Consider the following 25,243-nt stretch of genomic DNA (forward strand, 5'->3'; position numbering starts at 1 on the left):
CACAGGAACACCGATGGACCCCGAGCGCTGGCAACGCCTTTCTCCCCTGCTCGACTCGCTGTTCGAGCTGCCGCCGGAAGCGCGCGCGGAGCGCCTGCGCGAGATGCGCGACGAGGATGCCCAGCTCACGGACGAACTCGAGCAGCTGATCGCGCTGGAGGACGAGCGTTCCGACTTCCTCGCCGAACCCATGACGCCCTCGCGCATGGGCGCGCAGCCCGGAACGGTGGTCGGGCCGTACCGGCTCGACCGCCTGCTCGGCGAGGGCGGCATGGGCCAGGTCTGGCTGGCCTCGCGCGCCGACGGCCTGTACCAGCGCCGCGTCGCCCTGAAGCTGCTGCGGCCCGGCCTCACCGACACCAACCTGCGGCTGCGCTTCACCCGCGAACGGCAGATCCTCGCGCGCCTGGCGCATCCGCACATCGCGCGCCTGCTCGATGCCGGCGTCACCACCGAGGGCGTGCCGTACCTCGCGCTGGAATACGTCGACGGCGAACCGATCACCGACTACTGCCGCGCGCTGGACACGCCCATCGCCCAGCGGCTGCGGATGTTCCAGCAGGTATGCGACGCGGTCAGCCACGCGCACGCCAACCTGATCGTGCACCGCGACCTCAAGCCCTCGAACATCCTGGTGACGCCCGCCGGCGAAGTCCGGCTGCTCGACTTCGGCATCGCCAAGCTGCTCGACAGCGAGGTGCCGGTGATCGAACAGACGCGCACCGGCATGCGCGCGTTCACCCTGCACTACGCCGCGCCGGAGCAGATCCGCGGCGAGCCGGTCACGACGATGACCGACGTGTATTCGCTGGGCGTGGTGCTGTACGAGCTGCTCACCGACCGCAAGCCGTACAAGCTCAAGCGCGACAGCGATGCGGCCTGGGAAGACGCGATCCTGTTCAACGATCCGCTCAAGCCCTCGCAGAAGATCCTGCGCCGGATCGAAAGCGATACCGCCGACGAACAGGGCCAGGCCGGCGAGCTGCGGCGGCGCGCGCGCGTGCTCGCGGGCGACCTCGACAACATCGTGCTCAAGGCGCTGGCGAAGCAGCCCGAGCAGCGTTATCCCTCCGTGGAAGCGCTCGCGCTCGACCTGCGCCGCTACGACGAGGGCCGGCCGGTGCTCGCGCGCGCGCAGGGCGTCGGCTACCGCATGCGCAAGTATTTCGCGCGCCATCGCTGGACGATCGCTTCGGCGACCATGGTCACCGTGGTGCTGGCGATGTCGATCGCGCTCGTTGCCTGGCAGGCGCGGCAGGCCCTGGCCGAAGCCGCGCGCGCGCAGGCGATGCAGGATTTCATGGTGGGGCTGTTCGAACAGGCGGACGGCGCGCCCGGCCAGGCAATGGACCTGCGCCGGCTGCTCGCGGCCGCCGAGGCACGCGACAGCGCCGAGCCGAGCCGGCAACCGCGCACGCGCGCGGAACTGCTGGGCCTGCTGGCGCGCCTGCGCCTGGGCCTGGGCGACTACGCGGAGGCCGCCGGACTGCTGCGCCGGCAGGCGGCGATCGTCGACAACGCCCGCGACATTCCCGACAGCCTGCAACTGGAATCGCTGACGCTGCGCGGACAACTGCTGGCCCTGCAGGACAATGCGGAGCAGTGCATCGCGCTGATGCAGCCATTCCTCGACCTCGCCCGCAGCGAGCAGGCACAGCTGCCGCCGCAGAGCAGCCAGTTCTATTCGCAGCTCGGGCGCTGCCGCCGCGCCGTTGGCGAACGCCAGGGCGCGCGCCAGATGTACGAACGCTCGCTGGCGATGCGACGCGAAGCACCGTCGGACGACGTTGGCATCGTCGAGAACCTGATCGACCTGGCGGCCTTGCAGGGCGACGCCGGCGACACCGCCGCCGCCATGCGCGGCTACGACGACGCCATGCGCCACCTGCAGGCCCATGTCAGCGCCCGCCACCCGCTCGCGGCGGACATCCTGCGCCAGCGGTGCGCGCTGCTGCGTGCGCAGGGGCGCGCGGGTGCCGCGGAGACCCAGTGCCAGGCGGCCCTCGACCTTGCCCTGCAACTGCATGGCAGCGACAGCCGCGCGGGCATCGATGCGCGGCGCCAGCTGGCCGCGCTGCATGTCGACCAGGGCCGCTACGCCCAGGCCCAGCGTGAATTCACCGCCGCCCAGGCCTGGCTCGTCAGTCGCCTCGGCCCGGGGCATCCCGACGTCGCCCGCAACTACAACAGCCTCGGCGTCACCGCCTGGGAGCGCGGCGATTTCGATGCGGCGTTGCCGGCGCTCGCGCATGCGGTCGCGATCTGGCGCAGGGGCACGAACAAGGCGTTGCTCGCCGCGGGCCTGTTCAACCAGGCCCTGGTGCTCCACGACGCCGGCTTCGATGCCGATGCCATGCCGCTGCTGGCCGAATCGCGGCGCCTGCGGGTGGAGCTGTTCGGCGCGCAGCACGAACTCATCGGCGACACCGACCGCATGATCGGGACCGTGGCCGCGGCGATGGGCGACACGGCGCGCGCGCAACGGGCGTTGCAGAGCGCGGTGGCGCTCACGCGCATCGGCTACGGGGCCGACCATTCCCACACCCTGCGCGCCGAACTGGCCCAGGCCCGGGTGCTCGCCGCCTCCGGCAACGCCGCGGCCGCACGCCGCATGGCCGAGATCGCCGAACTGCCGGCGGGCGACAGCGAGCGCAACAAGACCCGCTGGCTCGCCCGCGCCTACCTCGCCGAAACGCGCTGCGGCGGCGATCCGGGGCTGGCCCACGCCGAACTCGACGCGCTGGCGCAGGAGATGCAGGCCGCGCTGGCCGAAGGCGGCGCGGTGCTGCGCGAGGTACGGGCGATCCGCGAAACCTGCCGCTGACTGGACGCTACAGCAGCGGCGGCTGCTGCGGCTCGGGCAGGCCCTCGACCGCGCTCTCGCCGCGCATGACCTTCTTGAACTCGGCACGCGACACCGAGACGTAGCGTTCGTTGCCGCCGATCTCGACCTGGGGGCCCTGCTGCACCGCGCGCCCGGCCTCGTCGACGCGCACGGTCATCGTCGCCTTCTTGCCGCTGTGGCAGATCGTCTTGATCTCGTTCAGTTCGTCGGCCCAGGCCAGCAGGTACTGGCTGCCCTCGAACAGCTCGCCGCGGAAATCCGTGCGCAGCCCGTAACACAGCACCGGCACGCGCAACGCATCGACCACTTCGCTGAGTTGCCACACCTGCGCCTTGGCCAGGAACTGCGCCTCGTCGACCAGCACGCAATCGAGCCTGCCGTGCGTGGCGACATCCTCGCGGATGATCTGGTCGAGGTCGTCGCCGCGTTCGAACGCGCGCCCGACGGCTTTCAGGCCGATGCGCGAGGCCACCGTGCCGCTGCCGGCGCGGTCGTCCAGGCGCGGCGTGAGGATCAGCACGCGCATGCCGCGTTCGCGGTAGTTGTGCGCCGACTGCAGCAGGGTGGTGGTCTTACCGGCGTTCATCGCCGAGTAGTAGAAGTAGAGCTTGGCCATGCGCGCATTTTAGGGAATCCGCGCGCGCCGCCGCATCCGGACCGGCCGCGGGCCGCGCGTGCGCGCGGCCGTTGCGGCGGGATCGGCGGCCTCGCGGGACTTGACAGGCGTTTCCGGCATTGCGTCTTGGCCGCCGGGTCGCCGGAGGCAGTAAGCTGCGCGCCTCCTCGCGTGTACCCCGCAATGCTCGGCCTGAATCCTCCCCAGCGCGCCGCCGTGCTCCATACCGACGGCCCCCTGCTCGTGCTCGCCGGCGCCGGCAGCGGCAAGACGCGCGTCATCATCGAGAAGATCGCGCACCTGATTGCCTCGGGCCGCATGCCCGCGCGCCGGATCGCCGCGATCACCTTCACCAACAAGGCGGCGAAGGAGATGAAGGAGCGCCTCGCCAAGCGGATCAAGGGCGACGCGGCCGAAGGGCTGACGATCTGCACCTTCCACGCGCTGGGCCTGAAGTTCCTGCAGATCGAGCACGCCAAGGCCGGCCTGCGCCGCGGCTTCTCGGTGTTCGACAGCGACGACACCGCCGCGCAGCTGAAGGACCTGCTGCCGCCGGGCAGCAAGCCCGACGTGCTCGACAATGCGCGCAACCTGATCTCGCGCGCCAAGAATGCCGGCCTGTCTCCCGAGGAAGCGCTCGCGCTCGCGCAGAGCCCGCGCGAGATGGACGCCGCGATCCTGTACGGCAAGTACCAGCAGCGCCTGGGCACGTTCAACGCGGTCGACTTCGACGACCTGATCCGCCTGCCGGTGCAGCTGCTCGAAGCCGAGGAAGAACTGCGCCTGGCGTGGCGCGAACGCATCGGCTACCTGCTGGTCGACGAATGCCAGGACACCAACGACGCGCAGTACCGCCTGCTCAAGGCGCTGGCCGGGCCGACCGGACTGTTCACCTGCGTGGGCGACGACGACCAGTCGATCTACGCCTGGCGCGGCGCCAATCCCGACAACCTGCTGCAGCTGGGCAAGGACTATCCGGCGCTGGAGATCATCAAGCTGGAGCAGAACTACCGCTGCTCCAACCGCGTGCTGCGCGCCGCCAATGCGCTGATCGCGCACAACTTCCACGAGCATCCCAAGACGCTGTGGAGCGACCAGCCCGACGGCGAGCGCATCCGGGTGTGGGAGTGCCGCGACAACGCGCACGAGGCGGAAAAGGTCGCCAGCGAGATCCACTTCCTCGCGCAGAAGAACGCCGCGCCGTGGAGCGACTTCTGCATCCTGTTCCGCGGCAACCACCAGTCGCGGCCGCTGGAAAAGGCGCTGCAGCTGCTGCGCATTCCGTACCACCTGTCAGGCGGCACCGCGTTCCTGGAACGGCAGGAGGTGAAGGACACGCTGGCCTGGCTGCGCCTGATCGCCAATCCGGACGATGACGCGGCGTTCCTGCGCGCGGTGCAATCGCCCAAGCGCGAGGTCGGCGCGACCACGCTCTCCCGGCTCGCGGAACTCGCGCACGGCCAGCACCTGCCGATGTCGCGCGCGGCCGAGTCGGTCGGTGCGTTGAAGCAGTTGCCGCCGCGCGCGGCCAACGCGCTGGACGGCTTCATGGGCATCGTGCGCGCGCTGCGCAGCGACTCGACCCGACTCAGCCCCGCCGAACTGGTGCGCCTACTCGGCGAGAAATCGGGGATGCTCGCGGCGATCCGCGCGCAGTGCAAGGACGAAGCCAGCTTCCAGCGCCGCAAGGAAAACCTGGAGGAGCTCGCGGGCTGGTTCGACGGCGGCAAGGGGTCCGGTCCGGGCGAACTGGCCGCGCAGCTCGCCCTGCTGTCGCACGCCGACAAGGGCGATGCCGGCAACCAGGTGCGGCTGATGTCGATGCACGGTGCCAAGGGCCTGGAGTTCCGCTACGTCTTCATCGTCGGCTGCGAGGACGGCACGCTGCCGCACGAGATGGCGCTGGAGGAAGGCAGCCTCGACGAGGAGCGCCGCCTGCTCTACGTGGGCATCACCCGCGCGAAGGAACAGCTGTGGCTGTCGCACTCGCGCGAGGCCTCGCGCTGGGGCGACAAGCTGCGGCTCAAACCCAGCCGCTTCCTCGATGAACTGCCGGCCGCCGAGCTGCAGCGCGACGGCGCCGATCCGGTCGCCGATGCGGCGCGCAAGCAGGAGCGCGCCAGCGCGGGCTTCGCCGCGATCAAGGCACTGCTGGAGAACGGCTGAGGTCATCGCGGGCAGCCCGCACCGAGGCACTGCGTTGCCGGCAGGCGCCCGGGCAAAGTACCCGGCCGCAAGAACCAGCCGCGGGCGATTTCTGCGCGGGGCGTCATCGATGCACCAGGGGACAATGTGATCAAGTACGGATGCATGGCATTGGCCATCGCATGCAGCATTGCCGCACCGGCAGTGCACGCGCAGGGCAATTTCTTCGTCGCCGGCAAGGCCGGTCGCGCCAGCTACGACGACAGCGAATTCGCCGACTAGCAGGCCGCCACCCATGCGATCAGCGCGGGTTATCGCTGGCAGGCTGGTCCGGTAACGCAGGTCGGCTTCGAAGTCGGCACCGGCAAGGTCGAGGAGATCGGCGAGGGCTACTCCAACCCCATGGAGACGTCGCACGTCGGCGTGGATACGCGCTACCGGCACGCCGGCGCGAATGCGCGCTTCGGGTTCGGGACCACTCGCGCTGGCAGGCGCCTCAGCGTCGTCGGCTAAACTCGCGCGATCCCACGAGGAACGCTTCCATGCGCCAGTTCGCCTTACCCTTGCTGATCGGTTTCGCCTTGTTGGGCGGCTGCGCCAGCCTCTCCACGGCACCCGCTCCGGCGCCGGCGCCCGCCGCAACTGCACCGGCTCCCGCGTATCCCGCCGCCGACGACAGCCTCAATGCGACGACCTGGTTCCAGACCTCGGTCGAGCGCGACCTGGTGTACACGGCGCTCTATCGCGCCGCCGGCCAGCGCCTGGATGCCGCGTTGCGCGACAGGCACTGGGACGCGCTGCCGCGGGAAGAGCGCAGCAACGACTTCACCCGCCTGCCGCCAGCGATCATCGTCGACATCGACGAGACCGTGCTCGACAACTCGCCCAGCTCGGTGCGGCAGATCCGCGAGCACCGCGGCTTCAACGAGGCCGCATGGGGCGAATGGGTGAACGAGCGCAAGGCCAAGCCGTTGCCGGGCGCGGTCGAATTCCTCGGCGCCGCCGCGAAGAAGGGCGTCACCGTCTTCTACATCAGCAACCGCGATGCCAGCCTCGCGGAGGCCACGCTGGCCAACCTGCGCGCCGCGGGCTTCCCCGTAGCCGACGACGCGCAGTTCCTCGGCCTGGGCACGGTGGTCGACGGCTGCGAGCAGGAGGGCTCGGAGAAGGCTTGCCGCCGCCAGCTTGTCGCGCGCAGGTACCGAGTGCTGATGCAGTTCGGCGACCAGGTCGGCGACTTCGTCGCGATCACCGCGAACACCCGCGACGGCCGCCGCGCCGCGATCGCGCCGTACCAGGCGTGGATCGGCGAGCGCTGGTGGGCCCTGCCCAACCCGCTCTACGGCAGCTGGGAGCCGGCGCTCTTCGACAACAACTGGCGCCAGCCCGAGGGCGCGCGCCGCGCCGCCAAGCAAGCCGCGCTGGACGACGCGCGCGACTGATGCCGCGTGCCGGCGGGCCGCGGCCACGCGCAGCCCGCCGTCTTCGTTCCGCGCGTCATGCGCCGGGCTGGTGGACCATGCGGATGTACGGCTTCGACGCCGTCCAGCCGTCGGGGAACAACTGCTTCGCATCGTCGTCGGACACCGACGCCGCGATGATCACGTCCTCGCCCGGCTTCCAGTTCACCGGCGTGGCGACCTTGTACTGCGAGGTGAGCTGCATCGAGTCGATCACGCGCAGGACTTCGTCGAAGTTGCGGCCGGTGGTCATCGGGTAGGCCAGCTCCAGCTTGATCTTCTTGTCCGGTCCGATCACGAACACCGTACGCACGGTCTGGTTGTCCGCCGGCGTGCGTGCCGAGGCCGTGCCCTGGGTTTCCGCCGGCAGCATGTCGTAGAGCATCGATACCGCGAGGTCGCTGTCGCCGATCACCGGGTAGTTGGGCGCGGCGCCCTGCGTCTCCCGGATGTCATCGGCCCAGCGCTTGTGGTCGTCGACGGAATCCACGCTCAGGCCGATGACCTTGACGTTGCGCTTGTCGAACTCGGGCTTGAGCCGGGCCATGCAGCCCAGCTCGGTGGTGCACACGGGGGTGAAATCCTTGGGATGCGAGAACAGCACGCCCCACGAGTCGCCCAGCCAGTTGTGGAAGGCCACGCGGCCTTCGGTGGTCTCGGCGGTGAAATCGGGGGCGGTATCGCCAATCCTGAGTGCCATGGTGGTCTCCTCGTTGCACGGGCGCCCTCGAGGTGGCGCGAGTTCCCCATGGCGACACGCCTCCGCGGGCGCAGCCGGAGGCCGGCGTCGGTGTCCACTCGCGATGCCGCGGCAGGGCCAAGGCCACGCCGCGCGCCACTTATACGCCGTCGCCTTGGGGTGGGACGACCGCATGTCGGCCGCCGTCCCCCAGCTCACAGTCGCTGTAAATCAATATGTTACGGAGATGTGGCGAAGTATTGCCTAAAGTTGGCAAGGCGATTAACCTGCCGGCGTCCGGCCTTGCCGGAATCGCGCCACAACCATGTCCTCCGGCTCGCGCCGGATTGCGGGAGGCCCCCACAGGCCTCCCTTTCTTTTTGGGCCATCGGCGACCGACGGCGCGGGATCAGTAGGTGATCGTCGCCGTCACGGTGTCGCGGTAGGTGCCCGACGCCGGCGTGGGCTGTGCGGGCACGCGGGCATGCACCGGGATGTTCTGCAGGGTGCCGGTCCCGGTGCCGGGGTAGGTCGCGCCGGTGGTGCCGTCGCCCCAGAGCGTGCTGAAGCCGCCGTCCTGGTAGAGCTGGTAAGACACGATGCCCGGTCCGCTGCCGCCCAGGCTCAGCTTGCGCGCGGCGATGGTGTTGCCCGTGGTCGAGCCGGCGTTGAGCGCGATGCTGTAGGGCATGGCGATCGTGCAGGCCACCGCCAGCGAGCCGCTGGCGCTCTGCGCCGTCAGCAGGTTGGCGACGGTGCCGAAGTTGATCGGCGAAGCGGTGATGGTGCAGGTGCCCCTGAGGTCGGCGCTCACGTTGAACGACGTCGCCGGCTGGGCATTGCCGGTGCCGTTGCCGCACGGCGAGCCACCGCTGGGAATGCGTGTCTGCACCTGGACCGAGGCCGTGTAGGTCGCGGCGGTGACGTTCTGGCCCGCGGCGATCCGGCCGTACATCGTCACCACCGCGCTGCCGCTGCCGTTGCTGGCGATGGGCACGCTGACCTCCTGTCCCGGGGCGGAGGTGTAGTCGCCCCAGAGTGCGCCGCCCAGCGAGGTGATCTGGTACGCCACGGACGCGGCGCCGTTGAACATCCTGCGATCGAGGACGCTGCTGGGCGCCGCGCCGGCCCCGACGGCGAGGCAGGCGCGCACCGGGGTTCCGGGCGTTCCCAGGCAGGTGACCGTGATGTTCGCGGTCGTGTCGCGCTGCGCGGTCGGCGTGCCAATCGTGCCGAATGCCAGCGGCTGCACCGAGGTCGTGCAGGACTCCGCGGCGCGCGCCGTTGCTGGCCACAGCAGGGCAAGGGCAACGAGGACGAGGAACACGCGCACGCTCATAGCGGACCCCCGCAACGCAGCGCTCCCAGCTGCACGATGCCGCTGCCGGCAGGAAGCAAGCCGGGCAATGCGTAGCGGCACGGGGTGCCGGCGACGTCGACCTCCAGCGTGCCGCCCGCGGGCGCGTCGTCGAGGTAGGCCTCGCCGTCGAGGCCGACCAGGAAGGTGGCGTCGCTGCCAACGATGCGTCCCTCGCTGCCGGCCGGCAGCGGCGCGCCGGACGGCGCCAACAGCGTCAGCATCGCCGGATGCACGCGGGCGACGTCGAAGCGCACGAGCACGCCGCCGTGATCGGCCGGGGTGACCAGCTGCTCCAGCGGCGGGATGCGGTAATCGACGCCCAAGGCATCAGGATCCATGGCGACGCGGTTGCGCTGCCAGCCGCGCAGGTCGGGCAACAGCACGAAGCCACGATCGTTGGTCTTGCCGAACACGCGGTTCTCGTACAGCACCGGCACGCCGGCCACGCCCTGCGTGCTCACCACCGCGAACGAGTCGCCGATGCGCCGGCTGGCGAAGGCGGTGCCGCCCATCCACACCAGGCTGCCGTTGGCCTGGCCGAAGTAGCCGGTCTCCCCATGCTGGTGGTCGGCACCGACGGTGGCCTCGCCGTAGCGGCCGCGCGCGGTCGTCGCGGCCAGGCCGTAGCGGCCGTCGCGATCGCCGCCCTGCAGCTCCCAGCCCCAGCCGCCGTCGTAGCCGGGCGACTGGCGCACGGCGGCCACGACATCGGTGCGGTCGTGGCTGTGGCTCAGCGACAGCGACGCGTCGCGCAGGTGGTCGAGCGGCAGGTTGAAATTGAGGTTGAAGCCGTGCCCGGAATTGTCGCTGGCGAACACGCCGAGGCTGGCGTTGAGGCGGCCACCGATCACCTGCGACCAGGTCAGCGTGCGGATGCTGTCGGCATCGCCGGCGTGGTTGCGCCAGCGCACCCACGAACCCGCGAGGCTGCCGTGCGCGGTCGCCCACCAGGCCGACGCCTGGTCCTGCTCGCGCAAGGACGTCGGCACGGTGCCACCGTCGGCGACGTCGCCCAGGTCGCGGAAACCGCGCGTGCGGCGCTGCGCCTTGAGGTCGAACCCGAAATGCGGGTTCATCCACTGATAGCCCGCGCCGCGCTGTTCGCCGCGGCTGTCGCCCTCGCTGCGCGCGAGCGACGCGGTCACCACGCCAAGGTGGCCGGCCGGCGCCCACACCAAGCCCGCCCCGGCCAGGCGCAGGCCCGGTGCGTACTCGGCATGCGCTTCGCCGGTCACGGCCATCGACAGGCCCCGGCGGTAGCTGCCGCTGGCGACGAAGTCGTCGCCGTAGCGGTCGTCGGCGGTGGCGTAGCCCAGGCGCTGGCGCCCCGCCTCCAGGCTGAAGTCGCTCAGCCCCGGCGCGAGGCGCTGGTAGTCGACGTAGATCGGCACGCTGGTCTGGGTGGTGCGGCCGAGCGCGTCGCGCACGACCAGGGTCGCCTCGCCCGCGCCCGTCAGGCGCGGAAAGCTGTCGAGCACGAACGGACCGTCGTCGACGTCGGTGCCGAACTGCCTGACGTTGTCGACCAGCAGTTCGACCGACGAGGGGACGGTCGCCTGCCCGGTGAAGCGCGGCACCGGGAAGGTGATCAGGTCCGGCCGCACGCCGAAGTTGCGCCGCAACTGCAGGCCGCCCAGGCGCACCGGCCGCGTCCAGGCCAGGCCGCCGCCGATGAAGTCGCCGGCGGTCCAGGTCGTCATGTGCGTGGAGTCGCTGAGGGTCCAGCGCGTGTCGAGGCGCTGGTACGCGTCGGCGTTGTCGCCGGCGCGGCTTAGGAAACTGTTTTCGAGCGCACCCAAGCGCCCGAACGCCCGCATGGTCGTCGCCAGCGACAGGGTGTCCTGGTCGCCGGCGCTGCGGCCATAGGCGTCGTAGTTGAGGAGGAAGCCGGCGCTGCGCGTGGCGGCGACGGCCTCCGGCATGCGGTAGCCGAGCGACTGGCTGGGACGCAGGGCGGGGGCGACCTGCAGGACCAGACGCTGGCCTTCGACGTCGTAGCGATAGGCCAGGCCGGGCACCTCATCCAGCGCGAGCAGGCCGGTGTCGTCGGTGCGCAGGGCCGGATCGATCACCACCCCGAGCTGGCGCAGGTCGTCGGGCCGGGCGAACAGGCGGCCGTCGCGCAGCTGCACGCGCGCGAGCTGGCCCAGCGCGCGGTCGCCGCGGTAGGCCTCGAGATAAAGCATCTGCGCGCCCTGGGCCGCGGCCATCGGCGTGGACACGCCACCCAGGCTCGGCAGGTCGAGCTCGCCGAGCGAAAACGAACCGGCATCGGTGCCGGTACCGGCGCTCGCCGTCGCGGCGAAACCCGCCAGGGCGGTGCCGACGGCGAGGGCCAGCGACTTAAGGCGCACGGCTGACAGGCACCGAGAACGGCTGGCCGTTCAGGCGCGTTTCCAGTTGCAGGCCGCCGTTGAGCCTGGCGAGCGCGGCGGCATCGAGCGACCAGCGCCGCTCGCTGCCCGGCAGCACGTAGCCGAACAGGCCCGGCGTAAGCGCCACCGCCTGTCCGCGCGCGTCGAGCAGCCGCGTCGCGCCGAGCTGCGCGGTCTGGCCGCCCGCGTTGGCGCAACTGAGTTGAATCGACTGCAGCTGGCAGCGCAGCGCCGGCGCGGTGGCCTTGGCGGCGCGCAGGTACACCGGCACGACGAAGCGCAGGCGCAGCTGCACGCCGGCCTGCGCGGGTTCGTCGGCCGACGGCAATTCGTCCACGACGACGCGATAGGTCGCGTCGGTGGACACGGGCGCCGCTCCCGCCCGCACCACGCGGATCACCTGGCTGGCGCCGGGGGCGATGCGCACGATCGCGGGACTGATGGCGACGTCCTGGGTGGCGCCCAGCCGGTCCTCGCCCTCCGCCTGCTTCCAGGCGAAGACCCGCACCTGCGCCGCCACCGGCGTGTCGCCGGTGTTGGCCAGGGTCAGGCGGCCGGCGCTGGCGCCAGCCGGCAGCTCGACCAGGGTCGGCGCCACCTGCAACTGCCCCCGCGCCCAGGACGCGGGGACGAACGAAGCCAACGCCGCGCCCAGGAGCGCGGCGGGAACTGCCCGGTACATGATCAGAATTCGATCGTGGCGGTGATCGTGTCGTTGTAGACGCCGGCGCCGACGGACTGGGTCGGGGTGCCCGGCACGCGGCCGTACACGGTCCAGGTCTGATCGGCGTTGCTGCCCGTGCCGTCGACGTCCGTAGCGTTACCGCCTGCGGCCGTCACGCCCCAGCGACTGTTACGGGCCGCAGTGGTGTACAGCTCGTAGTTGACGAATTGACCGGTGGCAGCATTCGCCAGGCGGCGCTGCGAGCCCGAGGCATTGAGGCCGTTGTTGAGCCCGACGTGGTACAGCGCGCCGTTGTTGCAGTTCACCGTGAGGTCGGTGCTGGCGTCGCGGTCGGCGGTGATGTTGCCGGTGACGGTGCCAAAGTCGATGTCGGAGGCGGTATTGCCGGCGCTGATGGTGCAGGCGTTCTGCACGGTCAGCTGCACGCCGAAGTTGGCGGTGGTGTTGGCCGCGTCAGCGGCGAAGGGCGAAGCGGTGGCGGCAACAGCAAGGGCAAGCAAAGAAACTTTCAGGACGTTCATTCAGATATCTCAACGACATAAGTGTGTGGCCGTCCTTTGCGAGAGTGTGATTCCGGTCGCAGAACTTAGCATGAAGTGTGCCAACTTTGCCTCCAGCTTTGACGCGGCCTACACGAACGTGAGCGGGGCCCGGGACCGCGTCACGGCCCGGATCGCCGGTGCGCGTCACTAGTTGACCGGTCGCGGCGACCCGGCTCTGTTCAGTCGAATGCGGTTCCGCGACCGCCTTGGCTTGTCCGCCCCGGGACCGGTTGCCAAGATGCACCCCTGCATTGGCGACGACGTCCGCCCCATGTCCTGGATCCGAACCGTCATCGCCCTCCTGTTGTTGCTGGCCCTCGCCGCCTGCAACCGCGAACCCTCGCCCGACAATGCCGTCGGGTCCCCGGGCGCGGCGGTCCAGCAACTGGTCGATGACCTGCGCCGCGACGATCTCGCCGCCTACGCCCGCCACGCCGTCCCCGCACCGCTGCACGCCCGGCTGGAGACCGCCTGGGCGGAGGGCCGCACGCTGTGGCCCCTGACCGAACTGCCGCTCGACCAGAAGTTCCAGGGTTTCCTGGGCGCACTGTCGGAGCCGCGCTCGGAACAGACCCTGCTCGCCGCGTACCGCCGCCAGTTCGCCGGGGCGGACGCCGAGATCCGCACGGCCGCAACCACGCTGGGCCTCTTCACCACCCAATACGTGGCGAACGAGTCGGCCTACAGCGACACCGAGCGCGACCACTACCGCCAGCTCGTCGCGGCCCTCGCCGCCTGGGGCCAGCGCGCCCCGCTCAGCGACCTCGCCCACGCCCGCCGGGTCGTCCCCCAGATCACCCTGGCGGCGCGGACCACCGGGCTCGGCGGTCCCGACGGCCTGCGCCGGGCCGGGATGGAGCACAGCCTGCAGCGCCTCGGCCCGTTCTTCGTCCGCCTCGAGCGCGCCCTGGCCTCGTACGGACTCGACTTCGACGCCGCCCTGGCCGGCATGCGGATCTCGCTTGCCGAGCAGACCGGCGACCAGGCCAAGGTCCGCCTGCAGTACACGCTCGCCGGTCAGCCTATCGACGCCTTCGTCCTGCTCGAGCGCCACGAGGGCCGCTGGTACCTGAGCGACCTGCTGCGGCGGGCGCAGGCCGAAGCGGATGCGGGCGCCCGCTGATTCAGCTGCCTCCGGGCGCCCGTTTTGCACAAAGTCCACACCCCATCCTCCCCCGCCGCCGGGGCGCGCCGGGCCCGTCGTATCCGGGATTTACCGCGAGCCCGGCATAATCCCGCCAATGCCGAACCAGACCTCCCTTTTCCCGGACGACGAACCGACGCGTCCGCAGGCGCCCGCGTCCGACGCTCCGGCGCCGCCGCCGGCCGCCACGGAATCCGCGCCCGGGGCGCCGGATCCGGCCGCCGCCGACGCCACGGCCGACGCGGCCGCCCGTGAACCCGGCCCGAGCCAACCCGAGCTGGGCGTGCCCGCGCCCGCGGGATCCGCCGAGCCACGCCCGCACCCCGCGGCGCGCCGGCCGCTGTGGGCGCGGTTGCTGGGTTCGGTCATGGAGCCCTGGGTGGAACTGAAGATCGAACCGGAGACCGCCGCCGAGCACCTGGCCATGCTGGACGGTCGCCCGGTCTGCTACGTGCTCGAGGACTACGGCCTCTCCAACGCCTTGATCCTCGAGCGCGCCTGCCGCCAGGCCGGCCTGCCGACGCCGCTGAAGCCGCTGCCCGGCGATCCGCTCGGCCGCAAGCGCGCCTACTTGGCGCTGTCCCGGCGCAACGTCAGCACCCTGGCGCCGCTCGCCGACACCATCACCGGCACCATCACCGGCACGCAATCGGCCACGCCGCCGTCGGCCAAGACCCACTCGGGATCGCTGGCGCGCCTGCTCGAGGCGCATCGCGCCCAGCCCGAGCTCGACGTGCAGCTGGTGCCGGTGTCGATCTTCGTCGGCCGCTCGCCCGACAAGAGCAGCGGCTGGTTCTCGGTGCTGTTCTCGGAGAACTGGACCCTGGTCGGCCGCTTCCGCCGCCTGCTCGCGATCGCGCTCAACGGCCGCGACACCCTGGTGCAGTTCGCGCCGCCGGTGTCGCTGCGCGGCGTGCTCGACGAGGGCCTGCCGCCCGAGCGCACCGTGCGCAAACTCTCGCGGGTGCTGCGCACGCACTTCCACCGCCTGCGCGCGGCGGTGATCGGCCCCGACCTGTCCACCCGCCGCCTGCTGATCGACCAGGTGCTGGCCGCCGACACGGTCAAGGAGGCCATCGCCAACCAGGCCGCGCGCGACAAGACCTCGCTCACGGACGCCTGGAAGAAGGCGCACGGCTACGCCTACGAGATCGCCGCCGACTATTCGCATCCGGTGGTGCGTTCGGCCAGTTTCCTGCTGACCACGGTGTGGAACCGCATCTACCGTGGCGTGCTGGTGCACCACCTGGACAAGCTCAAGCAGGCCGCGCCCGGGCATGAAGTGGTGTACGTGCCGTCGCACCGCAGCCACATGGACTACCTGCTGCTGAGCTACCTGCTCTACACCAAGGGCGTGGTGCCGCCGCACATCGTCGCCGGCATCAACCTCAACCTGCCGGTGATCGGCACGATCCTGCGCAAGGGCGGCGCGTTCTTCATCCGCCGCAGCATCCGCGGCAGCGTGCTGTATTCGGCGGTGCTCAGCGAATACGTCGCGCAGCTGGTCGCCGGCGGCTACTCGATCGAGTACTTCACCGAAGGCGGGCGATCCCGCACGGGCCGCCTGCTGCAGCCCAAGGGCGGCATGATCTCGATGACCGTGCGCGGCTTCCTGCGCCAGCCCACGCGCCCGGTGCTGTTCCAGCCGGTGTACATCGGCTACGAGAAGCTGATGGAGGGCAACAGCTACCTCGATGAACTGACCGGCAAGCCGAAGGAAAAGGAATCGATCTGGCAGCTGCTCACCGGCATCCCCAAGGTGCTGCGCAGCAACTACGGCCAGGTGGTGGTGAACTTCGGCGAGCCGATCATGCTCGGCGACGTGCTGGCCGAACATGCGCCCGAATGGGACGGCAAGCCGGTGCCGGAAGACGAGAAGCCAAAGTGGCTGGCCGACACGGTCGACACCCTCGCCGATCGCATCAACATCAACATCAACCGTGCCGCGGACGTCAATCCGATCAACCTGCTGGCGCTGGCGCTGCTGTCCACGCCCAAGCACGCGATGGGCGAAGCCGACCTGCGCACCCAGATCGCGCTGTCGCAGAAGCTGCTCGCGGACCTGCCGTACTCGGACCGCGTCACCGTCACGCCGCACATGCCCGAGCAGATCATCGCCCACGGCGAGGAAATCAACGTCCTGGAGCGCACCAAGCATCCGCTCGGCGACGTACTCGGCGTCGACGACGAGAAGGCGGTGCTGCTCAGCTACTTCCGCAACAACGTGCTGCACCTGTTCACCGCCGCGGCGTGGATCGCCTGCTGCTTCCAGCACAACCGCCGCATGAGCCTGACGCGGGTGCAGGAACTGGGCCGCAATGTGTATCCGTTCCTGCAGGCCGAACTGTTCCTGCCGTGGAGCGAGGACGAGTTCGGCGAGCGCCTGGCCCGCACCGTCGACCTGTTCGTCGGCGAAGGGCTGCTCGAACGCGTGAGCGAGGAGGACGGCGGCATCCTCGCCCGCAACGCCGGGCAGAGCGACGAGGTGTTCCGCCTGCGCGCGATCGGGCATTCGCTGCAGCAGGCCTTCGAGCGCTACTACATCGCCATCTCGGTGCTGGCCAAGAACGGTGCCGGCACGCTGTCGTCGGGCGAACTGGAAAGCCTGTGCCACCTCGCGGCGCAGCGGTTGTCGCTGCTGTACGCGCCGGCGGCGCCGGAGTTCTTCGACAAGTCGCTGTTCCGTGGTTTCATCCTCAAGCTGCGCGAGTTGAAGCTGGTGTGGCCGGACGAGAACGGCAAGCTGACCTTCGACCAGCGCCTGACGACCTGGGCCAAGGACGCCAAGGTCATCCTCGGCCGCGAACTGCGGCACACGATCGAGAAGATCAGTCCGGAAACCGCCAAGGCGGAGCCGCCGGCGCGCTGAGCGGGGGCGGTTTGCGGGGCTGGAAACAAGCAAGGCGGACCACGGTCCGCCTTCTGCTTTTCGCCGGTCAGGCCGGCTCGTCGGGAATCAGCGCGCTCTCGAGCTTGGCGATGCAGTCCTTGAGCCAGAGCTTGCGCTTCTTCAGGCGCTTGACCGTGAGCTCGTCGGCGCTGGCATCACCCGCCAGGCGCTCGATCGCGAGGTCCAGGTCACGGTGCTCGAGCTTGAGCTCGGAGAGCTTGCGGGCAATGCTGGCCGGATCGTCGAGTTCGATCATGCGGCCAGCTTACGCCTGCCCCGGCGACTTGCCCATGACAGCTGGCAGGCGCCGCCGGCATCGAGCGCGGCGATGCCGGGCCCGTCATCCACTACGGAAAGCGTGCACGCGCGGCCGTTTACAATGGGCCATCCGCTTCCCGCCGCACGCACCACCGTGAGCATCGTCCTGCCCCTCGCCGAACCCCTGCCGCGCGCGCTTGGCCGCACGGACAAGCGCGCGCACGAGTCCAACAAGCTGGCCAAGCGCCTGCGCCACCAGGTCGGCCGCGCCATCGCCGACTTCGGCATGATCGAGGACGGCGACAAGGTGATGGTGTGCCTGTCCGGCGGCAAGGACAGCTACACGATGCTCGACATCCTGCTGCAATTGCAGCAGAAGGCGCCGGTGAAGTTCGAACTGGTCGCGGTCAACCTCGACCAGAAGCAGCCGGATTTTCCCGCGCACGTGCTGCCCGCGTACCTCGAATCGCTCGGCGTGGCATACAAGATCCTCGAGCAGGACACCTACTCGGTGGTCAAGCGCGTGGTGCCCGAGGGCAAGACCCTGTGCTCGCTGTGCTCGCGCATGCGCCGCGGCGCGCTGTACGCGTACGCGCAGGAACAGGGCTTCACCAAGATCGCGCTCGGCCACCATCGCGACGACCTGGTCGCGACGTTCTTCCTCAACCTGTTCTTCCACGCCAAGCTCGGCGGCATGCCGCCCAAGCTGCTCAGCGACGACGGCCAGCACGTGGTGATCCGCCCGCTCGCCTACGTGCGCGAGGACGACATCGCGGCCTACGCCGAGGCGAAGCAGTTCCCGATCATCCCGTGCAACCTGTGCGGCTCGCAGGAGAACCTGCAGCGCAAGCAGGTCAAGAAGATGATGGATGCATGGGAGAAGGACAGCCCCGGCCGCATCGAGACCATCGCGCGGGCGCTGGGCGACATCCGTCCGTCGCAGCTGAGCGACCCGAAGCTGTTCGATTTCCTCGCCCTGGGCCGCCACGGCGACGCGCCGCTGCCCGACGCGCACGCCTGGCTGGCCGGCGATCCGCACGCGCAGGGCGACGGCGAGGGCTAAGTCGCCCATAATCGCCGCCCGCCTTCCGCGCGAAGGCCGCTGCAATTCCAACAGGGGCCCGGCATCGCCGGGCAATCGCGGCATGGAAGCCAGAACGCGGAGCGCACGCTCCGGATGCCAACCCATATCGGTTACCGAATGTTCTTTCGCAACCTCACGCTGTTCCGCTTCCCCACCACCACCAAGCTCGACGACCTCGATACCGGCCTCGACGAGTGCCAGCTCAAGCCGGTCGGCCCGCTCGAACTCTCCAGCCGCGGCTTCATCTCGCCGTATGGCCGCGACAGCGACCTGCTCGCCGCGCGCCAGCGCGATGCGATCTGGCTGACCGTGGGCGGCGAGGACCGCCTGCTGCCCGGCAGCGTGGTCAACGACATGCTGGCGAAGAAGCTCGAGGAGATCGAGCAGAAGGAAGGCCGCAAGCCCGGTGGGCGCACGCGCAAGCGGATCAAGGACGAGCTGATCACCGACCTGCTGCCGCGCGCGTTCGTGAAGCCCAGCCGCACCGATGCCCTGCTCGATCTCGAGCACGGCATCGTCGTGGTCGACACTTCCAGCCGCAAGAGCGGCGAGAACGTGGTCAGCGAGATCCGCCGCGCGCTGGGCAGCTTCCCGGCGCTGCCGCTGAATGCGGAAGTCGCGCCACGCAGCGTGCTCACCGGCTGGATCGCGGGCGAACCGCTGCCCGATGGCCTCTCGCTCGGCGACGAGTGCGAACTGCGCGATCCGGTCGACCAGGGCGCGGTGGTCAAGTGCCAGCGCCAGGAGCTGCAGGGCGACGAGATCGGCAAGCACCTGGAAGCCGGCAAGCAGGTCACGCGGCTGGCGCTGACGCTCGACGACCACGTCTCGTTCGTGCTCGGCGAGGACCTGGTGGTGCGCAAGTTCAAGCTGCTCGACGGCGCCGTCGACCAGCTCGAATCCACCGAACGCGAAGACCTGCGCGCCGAACTCGATGCGCGCTTCGCGCTTATGAGCGGCGAGGCCAGACGCCTGTTCGCGGTGCTCGAAAAGGCGCTGAAACTGTCCAAGGCCGAAGCCTGACGACTGCTGCCGGGACCGCGCTGCGCGCGGCCTGCGACCCATCTCCCGGAGAACGCGGCGCAACACGCGCCGCGTCGCCCCGCTTCGGTCCCCGATGAAATCGATCACACCTGAATGCGCGCCGGCGCCACGCCGGCATCGCGATATCCTGTCGCGCATGGCGAGCGTGCACGCATGAATCCCCTCCGGCTGCTGGCGGGCAAGCCGCGCGTGCCCGAGCGCGCGGCCCGCGAAACGCTCAGCTTCACCCTCGGCAACGGCGAGACCGTCGCGGTGCTGCGCGTGCGCGATCCGCGCGCGCAGCGGATCAAGCTCAGCGTCAGCGAACGCGGCGCGCGCCTGACCCTGCCGCTGCGCGCGAGCGAGGTCGCCGGCGAGCGCTTCGTGCTCGAACACGGCGACTGGCTGATGGCGCAGCTCGCGCACAACGGCAGCGATGCCCCGGCGCTGCAGCCGCATGTCACCGCATCCATCCCGCTGCGCGGCGGCGACCTGCCGGTGCGTTGGCACGAAGGCCGCGCCCTGCGCCTGGCCATGGACGACGACACGCTGCAGGCCACCGTGCCCGCAAACGTGCGCGTCGCCTCGCTGCGCCGCGCCCTGCGCGACTTCTACGAAGCGCAGGCGCGCACCGACATCGGCCGCTGGCTGCCGCCCCTGTTGCCGACGCTGCCGCGGCCGCCCTCGCGCATCGCGCTCAAGGTGATGAGCTCGCAGTGGGGCTCGCTGGCCCCGAACGGCGTGGTCGCGCTGGACCTCGCGCTGGTGCTGGCGCGGCCGAGCGCGTTCGAGTACGTGCTGGTGCACGAGCTCTGCCACCTGATCCGCGCCGACCATTCGCGCGCGTTCTGGCGCGAGGTCGAGCTGCGCTTCCCGGCGTGGCGCGACGAGCGCGATTACTTCCACGCCGAAGGCCGCCGGCTGAAGGCGGCCATGCGCGCACTGCTGGCCGCCTGAGCGCGGCGCCGCCGTTGTTCCTGCCGTAGCCGCACCCGCGGCGGATCCGGGAGCCGACCATGCGCACGTACGCACTTCCCCTGCTGGTCCTGTGCGGCGCCGTGCTGTGCGTGGGCGCCTGCGGCAAGTCGCCCGGCGAACGCATGGCCGAGCGCGCGATCGAAGCGCGCACCGGGCACAAGGCCGACGTCGACGCCGACAAGGGCCAGATGACCATCCACACCGACGAAGGCGAGATGAAGATCAATACCGGCGGCGGCACCGCGCTGCCGGCGGGCTTCCCCAAGGACGTCTATGTGCCCGGGAAATATTCGGTGGAAGCAGCGATGGAGATGCCCAACGCGATGGTCGTCCACCTGCTGGCGCCCGGCGAGCTCGATGCGATCGCCGCCGAGGCCGAGCGGCAGATGCAGGCGCAGGGCTGGAAGGCGTCGATGACCATGATGCAGGGGCCGGAGGCGAAGGTGGTGATGTACGAGAAGGACAAGCGCCACGCGACGTTGACCCTGTCCGCCGACCAGAAGCGCGGCGTGCAGGTGGGCTACCAGCTCGCCACCCAGCAGTGACGCGCGGCGCGGTCAGCCCGCGCTGAAGAAATCGCCGATCGCGGCGGCGACGCCGGCGGCATCGTCCATGTGCAGGTGGTGGCTGCCGCGCATCACGACCAGGTCGCCCCGGCGCAGCAGGCGCGCGCGTTCGCGCCGCACTTCCTCGGGGAAATAGCTCTGCGCGGGTTCGGCGTAGATCACCCGCGCCGGGCACTCGATGTGGGCGACGAGGTTGCGGCTCTGCGCCTCGCTCATGCGCACCGCCGTCGGCATGGTCAGGCGCGGGTCGCTGCGCCAGACGAAGCCGCCATCGACGGGACGCAGCCCGCGCTCGACCAGCAGCGTCGCCGCCGCCTCGCCGAGATCGCCGGTGCCGGCCTGCAGGCGCGCCCGCACCGCGGTGGCGACATCGGGAAACACGCGCAGCTGCTTGCCGGATCGGGCCGCATACGCGGCCATCGCGTCGCGCAGGCGCTGCGCGGTGCGCTCCTCCGCCTCGGTGAGCGCACCCAGCGCCTCGATGGTCAGCAGGCGCTCGATCCGCTGCGGCTGCGCCGAGGCCATCAGGCTGGCGATCACGCCGCCGAGTGAATGCCCGAGCAGGGCGAAACGCTCCCAGCCGAGCGCCTCAGCCGCGGCGAAGGCCGCACGCAGGAAGGCGATCAGCAGGTAATCGGCGGCGGCCGGCAGGTGCGCGCTGGCACCATGGCCGGGCATATCCAGCGCGACCAGGTCGACGTCGTCGAGGTGCGCGGACAGCGGCACGAAGCTGGCGGCGTTGTCGAGCCAGCCATGCAGCGCGAGCACGCGCGGCGCACCGGCGCGGCCCGAGCGCAATCCGGCCAGCGTGCCGAACGCCGTCTCCAGCGCGAACGGCCGCATCGCGCTCATGCTCGCGGGGCCGTGCCGGCGCCGGCCGCCTCGCGCGCGATCGCGGCCAGCACGCGCGCGTGCGCGGGGCTGTCGTTGAGGCACGGGATGTAACGCAGTTCGCCGCCGCGCGCGTGGAAGTCCTCGCGCAGCATCTGCGCCACTTCCTCCAGTGTTTCCAGGCAATCGACGGCGAATCCGGGCGCGACCACGTCGACACTGCGGATGCCGCGTTCGGCCAGTGCCTTCAAGGTATCGGCGGTCGCCGGCTCCAGCCACTTCTCGCGGCCGAAGCGCGACTGGTAGGTCAGCGTCCACGACTCGTCGCGCAGGCCCAGGGCCGCGGCGATCGCGCGCGCGCCGGCCTCGCACTGGCGCGGGTAGGGATCGCCGTTGTCGGCCAGGCGCTGCGGCAGGCCGTGGAAGGAGAACAGCAGGTGCGCGGCGTTGCCATGCTGCGCGCGATGCGCGCGGATCGACTCGGCGATCGCGCCGATCCAGCCCGGGTCGAGGTGGTAATCGCCGACGAAGTGCGCCAGGGGCGCGCCCGCGAGCGTCGGCGCGCCGGTCTTTGCGGCCTCGACGAAGCCGCGGTCCTGGATCGCGAAGCCGGCGGCCTCGACCACGTCGCGCACGGACGCGGTGGTGGTGGTCGAGTACTGCGGATACAGCGGCAGCACCACGACGCGCTCGACGCCGTCGGCGCGCAGTTGCCGCAAGGCGTCGGCGAGCGCCGGCGCGCCGTAGCGCATTGCCGGCAGCACGCGCCATTGCGGGCAGTCGCGCTGCACCGCCTGCGCCAGCCCGCGCGTGTACGCGGCCAGCGGCGAGCCGCCCTCCATCCAGATGCTCGCGTACTTGTGCGCGACCCGGCGCGAACGCAACGGCAGGATCAGCAGGTTGAGCACCGGCCACCACAGCCAGCGCGGCAGGTCGACGACGCGGCGATCGGAGAGGAATTCGCCCAGGTAGCGGCGCACCGCGCCGGGCGTGGGCGCATCGGGCGTGCCGAGATTCACCAGTACCAGCGCGGTACCGGCATCGACCGGCGAATGGGCAGGGTTGCCGGTGGAAGCGCCTGCCGTCGAGGGGGGCGTGATCATCGGCATAGGATGACAGTCGCCCCGCCCCGGCGTCACCCGCTGCACGATCCGCTGCGATCGCGCGGCCCCGGCGCGCGGCTTCGTATCGACGGCGTTCATTGCGCCGTCATTACCCTCCGGGCATCCCCCGCCGCCGGAGCCGCCATGTCGCGCGCCATCCTCTCGAAGCTGTCGTTCGTCCCCCTGTCGCTTGCCCTGTCGCTGGCGTTCGCCGGCAATGCGATGGCTGGACCCGAGGAGGACCAGCGCGCCCGTGACGCGGTGCGCGTGCTCAGCGACGTGCAGCGCATCCCCGAATCGGCGATCCCGGACAAGCTGTTCGACGAGGCGAAGGCGATCGTGGTCGTGCCCGACACGCTCAAGGTCGGGCTGCTGCTCGGCGGCCGCCGCGGCCACGGCCTGGTCTCGGTGAAGAACCCCGACGGCAGCTGGTCGAACCCGAGCTTCGTCAAGCTCACCGGCGGCAGCATCGGATTCCAGGCCGGCGTGCAATCGTCCGACATCGTGCTGGTGTTCCGGGGCGAACGCGGACTGGATTCGATCGTCAATGGCAAGGTCACGCTCGGCGCCGACGCGGGCGTCGCGGCCGGCCCGGTCGGGCGCAATGCCGCCACCGCCACCGATGGCCAGCTGAAAGCCGAGATCTGGTCGTGGTCGCGGGCGCGCGGCCTGTTCGCCGGCATCGCCCTGGATGGCGCGGTGCTGTCGATCGACGACGCCGCCAACCAGCTGGCGTACGGCGAGGGCACCACGCCACGCATGATCTTCGAAGGACGCACGCGCGCGCAGCCGGGCGACAAGGTCGTCGACTTCCGCGATGCGCTGGAGGAAGCCAGCACGTTGGCGCGCGAACGCCGCGGCGGTCGCGCCCCCACATTGGCGGCCACGCCCGCGGCGGCGACCACGATGGCACCGGCGGCGCCGCAGCCGGCGCAGCCCGCGGAAGCCAAGCCCGCCCCGTTCGAGGACGTGTCGGCCGATGCGGTGCGCACCGAGGCATTGCCGCCGGAACCGGCGCCGGCGCGCACACCCGGCCGCTGAACCGGCCTCGCCACTGCCCGCGAGTCTTCGCCTCGTGACCGGCTTCCACTGCGATCACGAGGCCTGCGGTATCCTGAGCGCCCACTCCACAGGGCATTTCAATGGGCGGTTTGAGCATTTGGCACTGGCTGATCGTGCTGGTGATCGTGGTGCTGGTGTTCGGCACCAAGCGTCTTGGCAACGTCGGCAAGGACCTGGGTGAAGCCGTGAAGGGCTTCAAGAAAGGCATGCAGGACGACGACGACAAGAAGCCGTCCGCGCAGCTGCCGGACGAATCGCGTCGCGACAGCACCAATGCGACGCAGCGCAACGACAGCAGCACCGATAACGAGCGCACCCCGCGCTGATTCCGGACCGCCGTGATGGCGGGTTGAATGCATGTTCGATGTCGGATTCGGCGAGATCTTCCTGATCGCGATCGTGGCCCTGCTCGTGCTGGGCCCCGAGCGCCTGCCCAAGGCTGCGCGTTTCGCCGGCTTGTGGGTGCGGCGCGCGCGCGCGCAGTGGTATTCGGTCAAGGCCGAACTCGAGAACGAACTCGCCGACGAGGAACTCAAGCGCAGCCTCCAGCAGACGCGCGCCGACCTCATGGAAGCGCGCGACTCGCTGGCGCAGGGCGGCGCGGCGCTGCAGCGGCAGTTCGACGCGGCGCGCAGCGACGTGCGCAACGCGCTGCAGCCCGGCCACGGCGACGCGCAACCCGCCGACCATGGCGACGACGACCTCGAGCGCCCGCTAAGCTCGGTGAGCGATGCGCTGGAGCAGCCCGAACTGCCGCTGGACGACCAGCCAGACGACCACCCCGCCGAGTCCGCGCCCGATGCACGACGCTGACACCGGCGCCCAGGCCGAAAGCCGCCTCATCGACCACCTGATCGAACTGCGCGCGCGCCTGCTGCGCGCGGTGACCGGGCTGATGGTGGTGTTCGTCGCCTTCCTTCCCTTCGCCAACAAGCTCTACGCCTGGCTGGCCAAGCCGCTGCTCGCCAAGCTGCCGGCAGGCGGACAACTCATCGCCACCGGTGTCGCCTCGCCTTTCTTCGCGCCGGTGAAGCTGGCGTTCTTCGCCGCGCTTTTCGTCTCGGTGCCGTGGCTGCTGTACCAGGCCTGGGCCTTCGTCGCGCCGGGCCTGTACCAGCGCGAGAAGAAACTCGCGGTGCCGCTGCTGGTGTCCGCGGTCTCGCTGTTCTATGCCGGCTGCGCGTTCGCCTACTTCCTGGTGCTGCCGGCCGTGTTCGGCTTCCTCACCAAGGTCACGCCCGACGGCGTGGCGATGATGACCGACATCCAGGCGTACCTGGACTTCGTGCTGGTGATCTTCCTGGCGTTCGGCGCGAGCTTCGAGTTGCCGGTCGCACTGGTGATCCTGGCGCTGCTGGGCTGGGTCACGCCGCAGCAGCTGCGCGAATCGCGCGGCTATGCCGTCGTCGGCGTATTCGTGATCGCGGCGATCATCACCCCGCCGGACGTGGTGTCGCAGCTGATGCTGGCGATCCCGATGTGCCTGCTCTACGAGATCGGCATCCTGGCCGCGGCTTGGGTCGCGCCGGCGCGCGGCGCCACCCGCTGACGACCCATCCGCGCCGCGCCGGCGGCGATGGGCGGTGAGCGAGGAGGC

At 70.5% G+C, this 25,243-nt stretch carries 21 protein-coding genes and 1 pseudogene; 13 read left to right on the forward strand and 9 right to left on the reverse strand.

Going from position 1 to position 25,243, the window contains the following annotated elements; genetic code table 11:
• Positions 1-13: 13 nt before the first annotated feature.
• A complete protein-coding gene (locus tag BP05_RS10780) occupies positions 14-2,824 on the forward strand; it encodes a protein kinase domain-containing protein (protein WP_496363282.1) in 2,811 nt (936 codons plus the stop codon).
• A 7-nt stretch (positions 2,825-2,831) separates the two neighbouring features.
• On the opposite strand, the gene BP05_RS10785 is transcribed toward BP05_RS10780, so the two are convergent.
• Entirely contained in the window at positions 2,832-3,461 is a 630-nt protein-coding gene (locus BP05_RS10785) for a thymidine kinase (RefSeq protein ID WP_496363284.1), read from the reverse strand.
• A gap of 183 nt (positions 3,462-3,644) precedes the next feature.
• Between BP05_RS10785 and BP05_RS10790 the strand changes: the two genes are divergently transcribed.
• Both BP05_RS10790 and BP05_RS10795 read left to right on the forward strand, forming a co-directional pair.
• Complete coding sequence (locus tag BP05_RS10790) at positions 3,645-5,627, forward strand: UvrD-helicase domain-containing protein (protein ID WP_496363808.1); 1,983 nt, start codon at positions 3,645-3,647, stop codon at positions 5,625-5,627.
• A gap of 521 nt (positions 5,628-6,148) precedes the next feature.
• Positions 6,149-7,048, forward strand: a complete 900-nt coding sequence (locus tag BP05_RS10795) for a 5'-nucleotidase, lipoprotein e(P4) family (RefSeq protein WP_496363286.1) — start codon at positions 6,149-6,151, stop codon at positions 7,046-7,048.
• Between the two features lie 55 nt (positions 7,049-7,103).
• Here BP05_RS10795 and BP05_RS10800 read toward each other — a convergent pair whose 3' ends face one another.
• From BP05_RS10800 to BP05_RS10820, 5 genes are all read right to left on the reverse strand, one after another.
• Positions 7,104-7,766, reverse strand: coding sequence for a peroxiredoxin (locus BP05_RS10800; protein WP_496363288.1), 663 nt, complete (start codon positions 7,764-7,766; stop codon positions 7,104-7,106).
• Positions 7,767-8,154: 388 nt separating this feature from the next.
• Positions 8,155-9,084 (reverse strand): Csu type fimbrial protein, encoded by a 930-nt coding sequence (locus BP05_RS10805; protein ID WP_496363290.1) that lies wholly within the window; start codon positions 9,082-9,084, stop codon positions 8,155-8,157.
• The gene (locus BP05_RS10810; protein ID WP_496363292.1) at positions 9,081-11,459 is read right to left on the reverse strand and encodes a fimbria/pilus outer membrane usher protein; all 2,379 of its coding nucleotides are present in this window, start codon (positions 11,457-11,459) and stop codon (positions 9,081-9,083) included. The genes BP05_RS10805 and BP05_RS10810 overlap by 4 nt, the downstream gene beginning before the upstream one ends.
• Entirely contained in the window at positions 11,449-12,162 is a 714-nt protein-coding gene (locus BP05_RS10815) for a fimbrial biogenesis chaperone (protein ID WP_496363294.1), read from the reverse strand. The genes BP05_RS10810 and BP05_RS10815 overlap by 11 nt, the downstream gene beginning before the upstream one ends.
• Positions 12,163-12,164: 2 nt before the next feature.
• Positions 12,165-12,686, reverse strand: a complete 522-nt coding sequence (locus tag BP05_RS10820) for a Csu type fimbrial protein (RefSeq protein ID WP_496363296.1) — start codon at positions 12,684-12,686, stop codon at positions 12,165-12,167.
• Between the two features lie 292 nt (positions 12,687-12,978).
• Between BP05_RS10820 and BP05_RS10825 the strand changes: the two genes are divergently transcribed.
• Together BP05_RS10825 and plsB are read left to right on the forward strand one after the other, a co-directional pair.
• Positions 12,979-13,830 carry a hypothetical protein gene (locus BP05_RS10825; protein WP_496363298.1) on the forward strand — a complete coding sequence of 284 codons (852 nt, stop codon included), beginning with the start codon at positions 12,979-12,981 and terminating at the stop codon, positions 13,828-13,830.
• Positions 13,831-13,948: 118 nt separating this feature from the next.
• Positions 13,949-16,720 (forward strand): glycerol-3-phosphate 1-O-acyltransferase PlsB, encoded by a 2,772-nt coding sequence (gene plsB / locus BP05_RS10830; protein WP_496363300.1) that lies wholly within the window; start codon positions 13,949-13,951, stop codon positions 16,718-16,720.
• A 67-nt stretch (positions 16,721-16,787) separates the two neighbouring features.
• Here the strand turns inward: plsB and BP05_RS10835 are convergent, their stop codons facing one another.
• Positions 16,788-16,994 (reverse strand): YdcH family protein, encoded by a 207-nt coding sequence (locus tag BP05_RS10835; protein ID WP_496363810.1) that lies wholly within the window; start codon positions 16,992-16,994, stop codon positions 16,788-16,790.
• Positions 16,995-17,153: 159 nt separating this feature from the next.
• Between BP05_RS10835 and ttcA the strand changes: the two genes are divergently transcribed.
• From ttcA to BP05_RS10855, 4 genes are all read left to right on the forward strand, one after another.
• A complete protein-coding gene (gene ttcA / locus BP05_RS10840; RefSeq protein ID WP_496363812.1) occupies positions 17,154-18,062 on the forward strand; it encodes a tRNA 2-thiocytidine(32) synthetase TtcA in 909 nt (302 codons plus the stop codon).
• A 138-nt stretch (positions 18,063-18,200) separates the two neighbouring features.
• Positions 18,201-19,106: a recombination-associated protein RdgC gene (locus BP05_RS10845; RefSeq protein ID WP_496363302.1), complete on the forward strand. Its 906-nt coding sequence runs from the start codon at positions 18,201-18,203 to the stop codon at positions 19,104-19,106.
• Positions 19,107-19,280: 174 nt separating this feature from the next.
• A complete protein-coding gene (locus tag BP05_RS10850) occupies positions 19,281-20,063 on the forward strand; it encodes a YgjP family zinc-dependent metalloprotease (RefSeq protein ID WP_496363304.1) in 783 nt (260 codons plus the stop codon).
• A gap of 59 nt (positions 20,064-20,122) precedes the next feature.
• Positions 20,123-20,629 (forward strand): hypothetical protein, encoded by a 507-nt coding sequence (locus BP05_RS10855; RefSeq protein WP_496363306.1) that lies wholly within the window; start codon positions 20,123-20,125, stop codon positions 20,627-20,629.
• 12 nt (positions 20,630-20,641) lie between these two features.
• On the opposite strand, the gene BP05_RS10860 is transcribed toward BP05_RS10855, so the two are convergent.
• Entirely contained in the window at positions 20,642-21,493 is an 852-nt protein-coding gene (locus BP05_RS10860; protein ID WP_496363814.1) for an alpha/beta fold hydrolase, read from the reverse strand.
• A 5-nt stretch (positions 21,494-21,498) separates the two neighbouring features.
• On the reverse strand, positions 21,499-22,584 hold the full coding sequence (hemH, locus tag BP05_RS10865; RefSeq protein ID WP_496363308.1) for a ferrochelatase: 1,086 nt from the start codon (positions 22,582-22,584) through the stop codon (positions 21,499-21,501).
• Between the two features lie 144 nt (positions 22,585-22,728).
• On the opposite strand from hemH, the gene BP05_RS10870 reads away from it, so the two are divergent.
• From BP05_RS10870 to tatC, 4 genes and pseudogenes are all read left to right on the forward strand, one after another.
• Complete coding sequence (locus BP05_RS10870; RefSeq protein WP_496363310.1) at positions 22,729-23,625, forward strand: lipid-binding SYLF domain-containing protein; 897 nt, start codon at positions 22,729-22,731, stop codon at positions 23,623-23,625.
• Between the two features lie 101 nt (positions 23,626-23,726).
• The gene (tatA, locus tag BP05_RS10875; protein ID WP_496363312.1) at positions 23,727-23,972 is read left to right on the forward strand and encodes a Sec-independent protein translocase subunit TatA; all 246 of its coding nucleotides are present in this window, start codon (positions 23,727-23,729) and stop codon (positions 23,970-23,972) included.
• Between the two features lie 31 nt (positions 23,973-24,003).
• Positions 24,004-24,235, forward strand: a pseudogene (gene tatB, locus BP05_RS10880) (Sec-independent protein translocase protein TatB); the annotation flags it as partial.
• A 210-nt stretch (positions 24,236-24,445) separates the two neighbouring features.
• The gene (gene tatC, locus BP05_RS10885; RefSeq protein ID WP_496363314.1) at positions 24,446-25,195 is read left to right on the forward strand and encodes a twin-arginine translocase subunit TatC; all 750 of its coding nucleotides are present in this window, start codon (positions 24,446-24,448) and stop codon (positions 25,193-25,195) included.
• Positions 25,196-25,243 lie beyond the last annotated feature (48 nt).

The sequence above is a fragment of the Lysobacter oryzae DSM 21044 genome, from assembly GCF_059568595.1.

Bases quoted from the DNA above. Each gene is read 5' to 3' on its own strand.
- BP05_RS10845 (WP_496363302.1), top strand. From the start codon at position 18,201: ATGTTCTTTCGCAACCTCACGCTGTTCCGCTTCCCCACCACCACCAAG.
- hemH (WP_496363308.1), bottom strand. From the start codon at position 22,584: ATGATCACGCCCCCCTCGACGGCAGGCGCTTCCACCGGCAACCCTGCC.
- BP05_RS10785 (WP_496363284.1), bottom strand. From the start codon at position 3,461: ATGGCCAAGCTCTACTTCTACTACTCGGCGATGAACGCCGGTAAGACC.
- BP05_RS10795 (WP_496363286.1), top strand. From the start codon at position 6,149: ATGCGCCAGTTCGCCTTACCCTTGCTGATCGGTTTCGCCTTGTTGGGC.
- BP05_RS10790 (WP_496363808.1), top strand. From the start codon at position 3,645: ATGCTCGGCCTGAATCCTCCCCAGCGCGCCGCCGTGCTCCATACCGAC.
- BP05_RS10850 (WP_496363304.1), top strand. From the start codon at position 19,281: ATGAATCCCCTCCGGCTGCTGGCGGGCAAGCCGCGCGTGCCCGAGCGC.
- tatC (WP_496363314.1), top strand. From the start codon at position 24,446: ATGCACGACGCTGACACCGGCGCCCAGGCCGAAAGCCGCCTCATCGAC.
- BP05_RS10860 (WP_496363814.1), bottom strand. From the start codon at position 21,493: ATGCGGCCGTTCGCGCTGGAGACGGCGTTCGGCACGCTGGCCGGATTG.
- plsB (WP_496363300.1), top strand. From the start codon at position 13,949: ATGCCGAACCAGACCTCCCTTTTCCCGGACGACGAACCGACGCGTCCG.
- BP05_RS10870 (WP_496363310.1), top strand. From the start codon at position 22,729: ATGTCGCGCGCCATCCTCTCGAAGCTGTCGTTCGTCCCCCTGTCGCTT.
- BP05_RS10825 (WP_496363298.1), top strand. From the start codon at position 12,979: ATGTCCTGGATCCGAACCGTCATCGCCCTCCTGTTGTTGCTGGCCCTC.
- tatA (WP_496363312.1), top strand. From the start codon at position 23,727: ATGGGCGGTTTGAGCATTTGGCACTGGCTGATCGTGCTGGTGATCGTG.
- BP05_RS10855 (WP_496363306.1), top strand. From the start codon at position 20,123: ATGCGCACGTACGCACTTCCCCTGCTGGTCCTGTGCGGCGCCGTGCTG.
- BP05_RS10815 (WP_496363294.1), bottom strand. From the start codon at position 12,162: ATGTACCGGGCAGTTCCCGCCGCGCTCCTGGGCGCGGCGTTGGCTTCG.
- BP05_RS10820 (WP_496363296.1), bottom strand. From the start codon at position 12,686: ATGAACGTCCTGAAAGTTTCTTTGCTTGCCCTTGCTGTTGCCGCCACC.
- BP05_RS10780 (WP_496363282.1), top strand. From the start codon at position 14: ATGGACCCCGAGCGCTGGCAACGCCTTTCTCCCCTGCTCGACTCGCTG.
- BP05_RS10800 (WP_496363288.1), bottom strand. From the start codon at position 7,766: ATGGCACTCAGGATTGGCGATACCGCCCCCGATTTCACCGCCGAGACC.
- BP05_RS10805 (WP_496363290.1), bottom strand. From the start codon at position 9,084: ATGAGCGTGCGCGTGTTCCTCGTCCTCGTTGCCCTTGCCCTGCTGTGG.